The sequence below is a fragment of the Gracilimonas sp. genome (genome assembly GCF_035704785.1).
Taxonomy (GTDB): domain Bacteria; phylum Bacteroidota; class Rhodothermia; order Balneolales; family Balneolaceae; genus Gracilimonas.
Genome location: NZ_DASSWP010000242.1, coordinates 1 through 12,182, shown reverse-complemented (window position 1 = coordinate 12,182; position 12,182 = coordinate 1). Strand labels below are relative to the sequence as shown.

Sequence of the window (12,182 nt, the reverse complement as noted above, 5' to 3'; positions counted from 1 at the left end):
AAATTCAGAGACCAAAATGGACAAATAAGAGAAATAAGAGTTGATATCTTTGAAGAAGATCAGAATTAAAACAATTATGCAGGGTTCTCATTAACGAATAATTCGCATGGTATTAAGGGTACAGATCAAAGCGGTTGGGTTTATGTTGTTTTTGCTGACGGCAGGAGAGCTTGTATATGGCCAATATAACATCCAGCATCAGGCTCCTATTGCAATTGAACGCAGCGAAACAAATCTTTTAGAATTTACGGCCCCGGGAATATCTCAAACTGATATTCAGCAAGCGCGCCTTTTCTACAGATATGACGGTGATTTCAGTTACAAGCAAATGGAGGTAGGCTTCCGAAATGGAGTATTTAGCACACAATTCAATGTCGATGCCTCCAATGCAAGTACGCTGGAGTACTATTTAGAAGTTACATTGATCTCAGGGGAAGCAGTTTATTATCCGGCGAGTTTACCTTCAGAAAACCCCGTAACAGTTGAGATCGTGGACCAAATTGAAGAGAAAAAGCCACAACTGGGAGGAGTTGAATATACCATTTTAGCTCCACAGCCCGGAAACGGGGTGACCAGTGACGACGTATTTATCGCGATTGCTTTGTTTTATGATATTTCAACACTTCAGCCGGGGGAATTTAAGCTCTATTTGGACGGTCGGGATGTAACGGGCGAAGCAGACACCAGTGCTTATTATTTCTCGTATATCCCTAAAGATCTGAGGTCCGGATTACATAATGTGGCACTCGAGTATGCTACTGAGGATGAAGATTTTGCAGTGGCCGAGTGGCAATTTTTTGTAGTTGCCCCCGGTCAGGCTTCATTTACGGGTTTTGGTGAAAGCACAACTCCTCAGATCACTTCAGAATTAACAGCCAGAAATCAAGTGATTGCCGGAGATATTAATAATGCTTATACCGGCAGGACACGGATTTCAGGGCAATATGGTGATCTTAGATATTCATTGCATGGTTATTTGACTTCACAGGAATCTTCCAGGTTACAGCCTCAAAACCGGTATGGCATGGAACTTTCCTATGGAGAATGGTGGGATCTTGAGGCAGGACATGTCTATCCATATATGAGTCAGTTTACCATCTCAGGTCGGCGTGTAAATGGACTTAATACCACTTTTCAATTTTTGGATGACAAGTTAAACCTGCAATTTATGTATGGTGAAATAGATCGAAGCATCACCAATCAATACGACAGTCTTGTAGTTCAGGATATAGTAAATAGCTCAGGGACGGTGGTGCCCAGTAATTATTTGTTGACGTATGAAGATGGAGGACGCGGTACATTCAAACGAAAAATTATCGGTGGGAGGATCGGGATCGGGGATGAAAGAAAATTCCAGGTGGGTTTTCATGCCTTGAAAATACAGGATGACACCTCGTCGATCTTTAACGCCCGCAATTATCTTGATATACTTAATTCCGGTGTATCACTTAAAAATGATCTGTCTCAAGCCCAAAGAGATAGTTTGATCGCTAATCCTGATTTACTGGAGGTTAGTGGGGGAAGTATAAAGCCCAAGGGAAATGTTATCCTTGGAACTGATCTTAAAATGGGATTTCTGGAAAACCGCCTCCGGTTCGAGTCTGAAACAGTAGTGAGTGCCGTAAATGATAATATCTACGGCGGAGCTTTAAACATAGAAAGGGCAGATGATCTTGGTTTCGAAATTGAAAAGGGAACTTCAGATTTCCTGGAGCAATTGTCCTGGCTGATCATTGTAAATGAAAATATGAATGCCCTTCCCTTTAAGTTTTCAGAAAATGAGAGTGGTAGACTTGTGGGCAGACTGTATTTGCCAAGCAGCGTTTTAGCTAATAACAGTGAGTTTTCTTTCCGACAGGCAAATAACAATGTAAGATTGCAATATCGTTGGATTGGGCCGAATTTCAGTTCTTTAGCTAATTCTACTATCCGAAAAGATATCGCCGGTTTTACTTTAACGGATCGGCTGAATTTGTTATCCAATAGGATCTACTTGACCCTTGGGTATGAAAACTTGAACGACAATGTTACCGGTACCCGTGATGCCACTACCGAAACTTCAACATTCAGAACCAATGCAAGCTGGTATCCGGTCGATCGCACCTTGCCTCGTTTAAGTGTAGGTTTCAGGTTCAGAACTCGCGCTAATGGAGTAGAGCGTCAGAATTATTTACTTCCGGATAATTTATTGAATGCAGCGGTGCAAAATATCAGGCAGGAAACCCGCACGATAAACGGACAAGATTCTTTGGTTACTATAATTACACCAACCCCGAGGTTGAATAAAACGATAAATTTAAATGCATCTGTTACTCAGGAATTTGATTTGTTAAATGCCAGAAATAATGCTTCTCTAAGTTTTAATAACATAAAAACCACCGATGAAGTTTTTGCTTATGGTGATGTAAGAAGCGCTGCCCTTTCACTTAGTCTGACTTCTCGCTTCAATGATCTCCCGCTGGAAACACAGCTAGGGTTTACATATAACAATACTGAATCGGGCAGTGGCCAAAACCAGATCGACATATTGGGATTTTATGCCGGTGGTAATTACAGGTTCATGGATAACAGGTTTTCCGTGAACGGACGGTTAGCTTTTACCTCAAACAATACCTTATATCGAGAAATATTGATTCGCGATGAACCAAACTCGACTCAGCTTAATGAAAATCCCAGAGATGATTATTATGTATTATCGGGTCAGGCGAGCCAGAACACATTCCAAACTTATGTAATACAGGCCGGTGCGCAATTTGATATTGATGAACATCATGCGGTGCTTTTTGACGCAAACTTAACCAATGTAAGTGGTTCCGGGCGGGCAAACGACCGCATTGTTCAGCTTAGATATGTATTCAGGTTTTAAAACAAATGGCGAAGAATAAAAGTAGCAAAAAAAAAGTACTACCCGCTTTACTGATCGCCATAGCCGCGTTCATCACTTCTTTTATACTGATGTTTATCACCCCCGTACAGATCCTGGAGCTGGATTACAATGATCAGCTATTCGAATGGAGAGGTCCGCTTGATGTCTCAGAATCGCCCGTTGTTTTGGTAGCCATCAGCCAAAAAGCCGATGAGGAGATCCCGCAAAAGTATCCTTGGCCAACCAGTGTGTATGCTCATTTGGTTCATAATTTGAACAAAGCTGGAGCAAAGGTAATTGCTTTTGATGTGGTGTTTGATAATCCGGATCTCTACGATTTTAAGAATGATACCTTGTTTGCTGAGGCAATTAAAGAGCATGGAAATGTGATATTAGCCGGAGACCTGCAGCGGAATGAAGGTTCGCTTTCAGAATTAAAATCGACCATATTTCCCATACCGGTATTGAATACTAACAATCCTAACAGGGTAGCGCTAGTACATGTGCCCCGGGATCTGGATGGAGCTGTCCGATCTTATGCTTTTGGGAATGTTCACAATGAGATAAACTATTACGGCTTAGGCTTGGAAACGATCAGGAAGTACTTTGATATTCCTTATGAAGAAGTTGATCCCATCGGCCCTGATAACGAGAGTAAATACTTTGATCTGGGCCCATTTGATATTTTAAAAGATAGCCCTAATTCATTTCTGATCAACTATTATGGGCCGGAAGGGATCTTCCCCGAAGTTTCTTTTGAAGAAGTGATAGATGATTCGGGTTACACGACGGTCTTTGAATCAGGATTGGAATTCGGAGTCAATTCTTTTGATGATCCTGAGTTTGGTCACCTTAATCTCGGAACCTTTGAGGATAAGATCGTAATTGTGGGATCGACCATGCCGCTATTAAAGGATTTTTACGCTACTCCTTTTGCCAATGATGGTAATAATGCCCGGCCGGGATATCAGATTCATGCCAATGCCATTCAAACGGTTTTGGATAGTAATTACATAGAGAGATTCAGGGGATGGTACACCCTGCTTATCATGCTTGTGTTTTGTTTAGTGATCACGATGTCCAATCGATTTGTAAGTGCAAATCTGGGTGTTTTTGTGTCGTTGATGATGGCTGCGGGGTATTTTGGAGTTACCTATTGGGCATTTGTGTCTCATAATATATTAATGGTAATAACCGGGCCTGTACTTGCAATTTTTATTACACAGTTAGGCATGGTTGGCTACGAGTATTATGTAGAACAAAAAGAAAAGCGCCGAATTAAAGGAATGTTTGAATCTTATGTATCGCCGGAGCTGGTGAATCAAATGATAGAATCAGGAGAAGAGCCGCAATTAGGTGGTGAGGAAACTTTTATGACGGCCTTTTTTAGCGATATCGTTTCCTTTTCTACTTTTTCAGAGCAGTTAGAGGCCAAGGAACTGGTGAAGCTGATTAATGAATATTTAAGCTCTATGACCGAGATTATCAATGACCGCGGCGGCACCCTTGACAAATATATAGGTGATGCGATCGTAGCTTTTTTCGGTTCACCGGTCTACATAAAAGATCATGCCCTTCAGGCCTGTGTTTCTTCACAACTGATGCAAAAAGAATTGAAGAGACTGCGAGAGAAGTGGGCCAAAGATGGCTGGCCCGAAATAGTGAGTAATATGCATCACCGGATCGGAATGAATACCGGGAATATGGTAACAGGGAATATGGGCTCAAACCGGCGATTTAACTATACCATGATGGGAGATAATGTGAATTTAGCAGCTCGCTGTGAAAGCGGGGCTAAACAATATGGTGTTTTTACAATGATCACTGAAGCCACTAAAAATGAAGCAGAGAAATTTGGAGATGATTGTGTGTATCGGCAACTGGACCATATTGTAGTAAAAGGGCGAAGTCAGCCGGTCAAAATATTTGAGATCGCTGATCTAAAAGAAGATGCAGATCAACAACTATATGATTGTATTGGGATATATGAGCAAGGCCTGGAGCATTACTTTAATATGGAGTGGGATAAAGCGTTGTCAAATTTCCGTGAGTCAGAGCGGATAGAAAAATATGAGCAAAATCCTTCCGGTATTTTTGTGGAGCGATGCGAATTAATGAAGAAAGATCCGCCTGTTGAAGGCTGGGATGGTGTTTTCATTATGGAAGGCAAGTGAACATCGAACTTCGAACATCCAACAATTAAGGAAGAACAAATACATTAGGGTTTTGGAGTGAGGCCAAAACCAGGAACACCCAACACCAAAAATTCAAATTCGGTGTTGGGTGTTCGTTGTTTAACGTTCGGTGTTCTATTGCGGAGAGGGAGGGATTCGAACCCTCGATACCTCTTTCGAGGTATACTCCCTTAGCAGGGGAGCGCTTTCAGCCACTCAGCCACCTCTCCGGTTTTTTGAAGGGCAACAAATATAGCGACCTTTAAGGACTAATAGCAACTTTAAAGAGGCCTTATTCTGAGTTGATTTTTTCACCTGCTTGTAAATACTTTTAACATCTGAATTTTGATCGTTTCAGGTCAAAGGTCAATCAGTATCTATAACATAGATCTGAGAAAGATTGCGTCCTTCCTGGGCATAATCTAATCCATATCCCAAAACAAAAGCATCCGGTATTTCGAAACCAACGTAATCTAATTGCACTTCATATTTAGTGGCATCCTTCTTATGAAGTAAAGTGCAAACTGAAACTGAAGCCGGATTATTTTCTTTGATCCGCTTTACCATGTAATTCATGGAAAGGCCGGTGTCAACAATATCTTCCACCAGGATAACATGCCTGCCTTCGATCTTGGCATCAATATGTTTGAGTTCTACAACCTCCCCTGAAGATACTTTTGCATCCCCATAACTGCTCAACTTCATGAAATCCACTTCACAGGTGATACTTACATGACGCATAATATCAGCAAGAAAAATGAAGGCTCCGTTTAGAATACCGATGAAAATAGGTTTTTTATCCTTAAAATCTTTATCAAGTTGATTGCCAAGCTGATTCATACGCTCGTCAATTTGTTCTTTAGTGATAAAGATTTTGAACTTTTCGCCGTTACAGGTTACGGTATCCGGTTGATAAAATTTAGAACTCATGCTAAGTAAAATTAATCGTCAAAAATGTTTTTGTTGTTGATTCACATTTAGCTGCTTCAGAGATAGCTCCATGTTCACCGTTGGCTGATAACGAAGGATAAATAATGGCATAAATAGTACCATCTGAACCGCACAATACCAAGGTTTTTTCGCGGGAAGTGGTGGGAATCTTACGATTTGTGAGATGATCGGAGATTTTTTGAGTACCGTTCATTCCAAGAGGGTTCAGCTCATCACCGGAACTCCAGCTCCTAACCTGAAGCGGCCAGTCTAGTTTTGAAGCATCCAGCCTTAAAGCAGGCAAAGGATATGGCTCTGATTTAAGTTCAATGTATGAGCCATTAAGTTTTAGCCCCTTTTGAGCCTTATCCCGATCTATGGTTTTTAAAAATTCAGCGGTTTCTTTTTCAGGGTGAAGATGAATATGATCACGATCCCGGGTTAAGTGGATATTACCGATCCGAAGGCTTTTTCCGGTTTGCAGAGATTCGATCTCAGCCAATTCCTTTAATTTTCCCTTAGAATATTCTCCCTTTAAACCTGATTGATCTAAAAAAGTTTTAAGTACAGCCGGTTTTAAAACTTCGGGCAGTTTGGAAAACTTCTTCAGTTCGATCGTGTTATTCTCGGCAACCTGATCTACGATCATGTGTATGCTTGCTTCAAAAGTCTCACCTTGTTCAGGAAGGTCCAATATGTTTTTCTTCCAACCCGGGAAAAGATCATCCATCTTCTTACTGAATTCATTACGGATGAAATTTCGGGCAAAATCAGAGGTCTCATTACTCTTGTCGATACGGTAAGGCACGGCTTCGCTTTTACAAAGATCCAGGATCTGTTCTTTACTGAAAGGCAGAAGCGGCCGAAACAGTTTGCCGTCCCAAATTTCCATTCCCTGCCAGGCAGCCGGAGAGCTGCCCCGAAATATCTTCTGCAAGATCGTCTCAATCTGATCGTCCTGATGGTGTGCGGTTACAATGGCATCTGCTTTAATATCATTCTTTAGATCCCCGAAAAATTGATACCGTTGCTGCCTTGCCCAGTCCTGAAAGTTTTTACCCTTAGCCTCTTTTGGATCCAGCTGAACCGAACAGCACTCAAAACCCCAGGAAAAAGCCATTTGCTCCACTAACTCCTGATCTTGATCAGATTGCTTGCCGCGCTTTCCATAGTTTACATGGACCACTAATGCATCAACATTAAGCTGATGAAAGAGATAGAGCAAAGCCATAGAATCAGGGCCGCCACTTACACCGATAACGAAAAATACATCCGGCTCAAAGTAATCGGAGAGGTATTCTGAAAGATGTTTTTTAAAAGATTTTGAAATGGATTTTGCCATGGGAAAAAGTACGGGCTTAATGGCAAAATATCGAACCGGGAATCGAGAATATTCAAAATTCGAAATTCTCCTAAAACCAACTATCTTCAACCGAATTTTAATTCCTAAATGTAATTTAATTTATGTTCCCGGATAAACCCTGGATCTATCATCACGATGAACCGCTAACCCGATACTCTTTGGGACAAGATGGCGAAAATCCCTTGATCTGTTTTGGGGTGAATCCAAGTACAGCCAAGCCGAATGATCTGGACCCAACGGTGGCTTCGGTGGCTCGGTTTGCAAGAGACCATGGCTATGATGGCTGGCTCATGTTCAACCTCTATCCGCAGCGTGCTACCAATCCGGATAAAATGCACAAACATTTTCAGAAAGAGATTCATCAAAAAAATGTAGAGGTGATTAACCGTTTAACGGAAGGCCTATCGGCCGATATTTGGTGCGCCTGGGGAACTCTCATTGAAAAGCGATCTTATCTTTCTCGTTGCCTGCAGGATATTTATGATGTGCTTGGACAAAATGATTGCTCCTATTTTAAACGCGGGCGAATCTCAAAAGCCGGTCATCCGCATCATCCGCTCTACCTGCGAAAAACCGCTCCTCCCGAAGTATTTGATATGGATGAGTATGTGAAAGAGATTATTTAAGAGAGTTGGGATGAACGGGCTTCATTTTTAGCGATAAAATCAGGTTCATTACGTTAGATGTAAATGATTAGAATATTATAGATTTGTTGGTAAAATCTCGAAAAAAGCGGTTTATTTGGTATAGGTTTTTTAATCATAAGGGAAATATGGGTACAAATATAAATACAGAACTGTTTACTGATAAATCAAAGTCTTACGCCAAGTACAGATCCGGTTATCCGGAGGAGTTGATAATCCGTGTCCTGGAGCCTTTCCCGAATAATGAACTTGTAACCGTTGCCGATGTGGGGGCCGGTACAGGAATTTCTTCAAGGCTGCTTGCAGATGCAGGTGCAGAGGTGATAGCCGTGGAGCCAAATAAAGCTATGGCGGATGCTGCGGATAAACATCAGAAGATCAGCTTTGTGATCGCTCCGGCGGAAAAGACAACACTTGAAACAGGATCAGTAGATATCGTTTCATCATTTCAGGCATTTCACTGGTTTCAATTTAGAGAGAGCCTTAAAGAGTTTAATCGCATTCTAAAACCCAAAGGCAGGCTTGCTTTGGTATGGAGCTACTGGGATGAGACCGATCCTTTTACAGTGAAATATCTTGATATCATCACAAAAGCTACAAACCAGAATGAAAAAAGGGTGTCTCCCTATGATGGTTTCCCGTCCGGGTTTTTAAAAAAATGGCGCATCCGATTTCTTTGGAAATTCAGGACCCTTCCTTATTTCAAGAAAGTTGAGCGCGTACGGTATTCATATGAACAGCAAATGAATACGGAATCTTTGATCGGGTGTGCGCATTCTCAAAGCTATCTTGTTCATGAAGGGGAGCTCTGGGAAAATTTATGTAAGGATATTGAAGAGCTTGTGAATGATCAGAACGGTGGCCCTACAAATCTTATGTATAAAGTTAACCTGTTTATTGCAGAACCTAAGAAATAGAGATCACAGAATATGATCATTCTTTAAATCCCAATGTCAAAAAAGTGTTGGGGACAGGATGCCTTAATCGGCATCCTGCGGGGTGGCTCCCAACACCGTATTTCCATCTCTTGAGGTGCGTATCCAGTCTTTTTCACGACCCCTGATAAAAGAGCGGGCATAGAGCATTAATTTCCATAAAGCGTATTTTGGAACATGTGCAAGTGCTTTATACATATTCCGATCCACTTTAGCTGCCTTGAATCCAATAAATAAATGCGAAATAACAAGTGCCAAAACAATCCCCCAGGCTAAGGCATAGTAAAAGAAGGGCTCAAAGCCTATCAGCGCTAGCATGAGATTGATCATAAAAAACAATCCAATAGCAAGAAGCAGATTTACCAAGGGCGGCATTACAAGGTCGATGAATGTATCCAAATATGAAAGTTTGCCCGTCTTTAAAAAAGAGGTCAACAACGGGAAGCTGTAACGGGCTATAATAGGATAACGTCCGATCTCCCAGCGCTCTCGTTGTGACTCTGCATTTTTCGATTGCTCTGGCATCTTAGCAATAACTTTTGCTTCCTGAGCAAATTTAATGTCGTAGCCTTTGAGTAGCAGCAGGATACCATATTCAATGTCTTCGGTAAGTGAATATGCTTCCCATGGCACTTCTTTTAGTACCTCGGTTTTAAAACACATCCCATTGCCTCGTAATCCCATAGAGAGATTTAAGTAGTCTCGGCCCAACGGTCGAACAAGATTATACAGGGTGAATCCAATGCGGGTCATCTCACTGCTCCAAACGTTGGGTTGAGGCTGAACAAGATCACTGCTTTGAATTACTTTAGCGCCTTGTTGTATGTAGTAATTCATGACGGTCAAAAAATTACCCGAAACGTAGCTGTCTGCATCAAAAACCACGATGCCGTCAAATTCATTTCGGTCTATAATTTGAGCGAAAGCCCATCTCAGGGCATGTCCTTTTCCGCGGTCTGTTTGATGTGTTCTCTCAAGTACGGTTGCACCGATTTTTTTTGCAATGTTGGCAGTATCATCAGTACAGTTATCTGCAATAACAAAAACTTGGTATCTGTTCTTTGGATAGATCATAGAAAATAAACTGTACAATGTTTGCGAGATCATTAGCTCTTCATTGTGGGCGGGTATTACTATCGCAAATTTTCTATGGCGGTCAGTAATGAATTCTGTTCTCGCTTTAGATAAAAGAGCCAGCACACTGAGTAGAAAAACATATAGGATGAAGCCTCCGAATATGCTTAAAAAGATAACCTGGATAATGTCATTGATAATCATTGTGTGCCCTTATATTGATTTTGTTCAAATTCAGAAAAATATCCCAAAACATAGCTAAGCGAAGCTGTATAGTTAATAGCAGGTTCGTTTACCATGTAGTTTTGGAATCTGTCCTCGTAGTTTTTTGCAGTGAATTCTGAAATTGGTTTGTTATTTAGATGTGAGTAATAATTAGCACCTCCCACCAACAATCCCGGAACAGGTTTAGCTGTTCGGTAGCTATTTAATTTCGAGAATTGGTGGTATGGGTTCTGTACTGCTTTTGAGCCTTGTCCTGTTACAAATGAGATACCCAATGGGTTTCTGCCCAATAGATAATGAAGCTGATCAAGAGCGGCTTCTTTGTAGTCTGAGTTGTTAGTGAACTTATAGGCTTGGATAAGATCAAAAGCGTACCCGGCTGCAACGCTGTTTGATCCCCAATAGAATTCTTCTTTTTTGAGTACGTATTTATACTCATTGTCATCAACCTGACTCAGCAAACGGTTGGCATAGGTGGTCAAAAGTCCGGATAACTCTTGATGTATTTCTTGGTTTATGCCGGGTGTATCAGCATCAAGACTGAGATAAGAATAATAGGATAGATTACGCATATCTTGCCAGGTGAGGGCGAAAAGGGTGCCATTCCAAAAGTCTTTATAATTTGAATGGAAGTATTCAAGATATTGGGGATCGCCGGTAAGTTTGAATAATTCAACTGAAGCCCACAGACGTTCGTCTTTATCATTATTATCTCCATACTCACCTCCAGTAACATCAGGGGGATTAACAAAACCCCCAAGGGGTACAGTTACCGGATTATCTAAAAGAAACTTCCAGGCAGAAATAGCGGCTTGATGTAACTGTTCCGCAAATTGAGGGTCAAATTTTTCAAAGACTCTGGCTCCCAACGCAAAAACGGCGGCTGAACCTGCGGTTGCTGTGCTGCTTACTTCAAATAGATATTGAGGATCGTCCTCGTTTTGAGGAAGGTGTTCCCCGGTCCATTCTTTTATGGAAACCTTATGATGGATACCTCCATTTGAATGCTGCATTTTCAGCAACCAGTTTATTCCCCACTGCGCTTCATCCAAAATATCAGGAATGGTATTTCCGGTTTCGGGAATGTTCAATTGTCCGTCAAAATATTTGAAGGGGTTATCAAGGTACTGATGCAAAAGGTAGGCCAGGCTTATATTGTGTGTGACACTGAACTTGTTGTAGTCGCCGGCATCGTGCCATCCTCCTGTTGCATCTGTTTTAGAAGTGTTTTTCTCGTAATGTTGAGCCTTCTTTAAATGACAGACGGCATGTGACCACTCTTCTGAGATAACGGTTGTGCCACAGCGGCTGAAATAAAAACTTTTCAATACGGCTAATGCAGCATCTTCATAAGGGCTCTCATTAATTTTGAAAGCATGAGAAGATCGAGAGGATTCGTTTAATGAAATGATATAATCACCAGGATTTCTCAGGTCCGTAAAATCTATTGATCGAACATAGTCACCCGAGTTTGGGTCAAATACTGAAAGGCCTGAAATAACGGAAGCGTATGCAGCTCTCCCTGTGTTTTGGTCTATGACTTTGAAGCTGTCTGCATCAATATTAGTGACCATTGCAATTTTTTTGGCTGACATATCATACCCAATATTATTTACCAATATGGGCGGTGCTGATATTTGACCTTCGGTACAGGAATTGAGTGCAATTCCAAACAGGGAGAGGCCAAATAGTAAAGTGGGGTTATATTTAATGAATCTTGAAATCAATTAAGGGCGCACTTTGAATTGGTTACATTTTGAGACTGAATTTTGGACCCAGTCGTAGATCTTTTTAAGGGTATTTAACTTTATTAGTATAGAGTCATTGGCTGTGACCGAAAAATGTTGCTCGAGTTCTTTAACTATTAGTACATGATTTTCAGCAGTCCAATTGGGTATTTCTGTTACAACAGTATTTATATTCAGATCTTTAAGATCGATCCCTAATATTTTACCGATCAAAAAGTCTATT

General features: G+C 41.2%; 9 protein-coding genes and 1 tRNA gene. 4 read left to right on the top strand and 6 right to left on the bottom strand.

Features of this window, described 5'->3' with window-relative positions; translation table 11 throughout:
- Nucleotides 1-106 precede the first annotated feature (106 nt).
- Nucleotides 107-2,866: a hypothetical protein gene (locus VFM80_RS13470; protein WP_395072529.1), complete on the top strand. Its 2,760-nt coding sequence runs from the start codon at nucleotides 107-109 to the stop codon at nucleotides 2,864-2,866.
- Between the two features lie 5 nt (nucleotides 2,867-2,871).
- Nucleotides 2,872-5,040, top strand: coding sequence for a CHASE2 domain-containing protein (locus VFM80_RS13465; protein ID WP_395072527.1), 2,169 nt, complete (start codon nucleotides 2,872-2,874; stop codon nucleotides 5,038-5,040).
- Nucleotides 5,041-5,181: 141 nt separating this feature from the next.
- Here the strand turns inward: VFM80_RS13465 and VFM80_RS13460 are convergent.
- The 3 genes from VFM80_RS13460 to tilS all read right to left on the bottom strand — a co-directional run bounded on the left by VFM80_RS13460 (nucleotide 5,182) and on the right by tilS (nucleotide 7,312).
- Nucleotides 5,182-5,270 (bottom strand) — tRNA-Ser (locus tag VFM80_RS13460).
- Between the two features lie 136 nt (nucleotides 5,271-5,406).
- Nucleotides 5,407-5,970 (bottom strand): hypoxanthine phosphoribosyltransferase, encoded by a 564-nt coding sequence (hpt, locus tag VFM80_RS13455; protein ID WP_395072525.1) that lies wholly within the window; start codon nucleotides 5,968-5,970, stop codon nucleotides 5,407-5,409.
- A 1-nt stretch (nucleotide 5,971) separates the two neighbouring features.
- Entirely contained in the window at nucleotides 5,972-7,312 is a 1,341-nt protein-coding gene (gene tilS / locus VFM80_RS13450; RefSeq protein ID WP_395072523.1) for a tRNA lysidine(34) synthetase TilS, read from the bottom strand.
- 122 nt (nucleotides 7,313-7,434) lie between these two features.
- Here tilS and VFM80_RS13445 point away from each other — a divergent pair, with 122 nt between their 5' ends.
- Nucleotides 7,435-7,959: a DUF1643 domain-containing protein gene (locus VFM80_RS13445; protein ID WP_395072521.1), complete on the top strand. Its 525-nt coding sequence runs from the start codon at nucleotides 7,435-7,437 to the stop codon at nucleotides 7,957-7,959.
- A gap of 146 nt (nucleotides 7,960-8,105) precedes the next feature.
- Nucleotides 8,106-8,894 (top strand): class I SAM-dependent methyltransferase, encoded by a 789-nt coding sequence (locus VFM80_RS13440; protein ID WP_395072519.1) that lies wholly within the window; start codon nucleotides 8,106-8,108, stop codon nucleotides 8,892-8,894.
- Between the two features lie 63 nt (nucleotides 8,895-8,957).
- Here the strand turns inward: VFM80_RS13440 and VFM80_RS13435 are convergent, their stop codons facing one another.
- The 3 genes from VFM80_RS13435 to VFM80_RS13425 form a co-directional block, all read right to left on the bottom strand.
- Nucleotides 8,958-10,190, bottom strand: a complete 1,233-nt coding sequence (locus VFM80_RS13435) for a glycosyltransferase family 2 protein (RefSeq protein ID WP_395072517.1) — start codon at nucleotides 10,188-10,190, stop codon at nucleotides 8,958-8,960.
- The gene (locus VFM80_RS13430; RefSeq protein ID WP_395072531.1) at nucleotides 10,187-11,830 is read right to left on the bottom strand and encodes a glycoside hydrolase family 9 protein; all 1,644 of its coding nucleotides are present in this window, start codon (nucleotides 11,828-11,830) and stop codon (nucleotides 10,187-10,189) included. Before VFM80_RS13430 ends, VFM80_RS13435 begins: the two co-directional genes overlap by 4 nt.
- Before the next feature lie 108 nt (nucleotides 11,831-11,938).
- The coding region (locus VFM80_RS13425; protein WP_395072515.1) for a hypothetical protein at nucleotides 11,939-12,182 on the bottom strand (244 nt) is incomplete at its 5' end.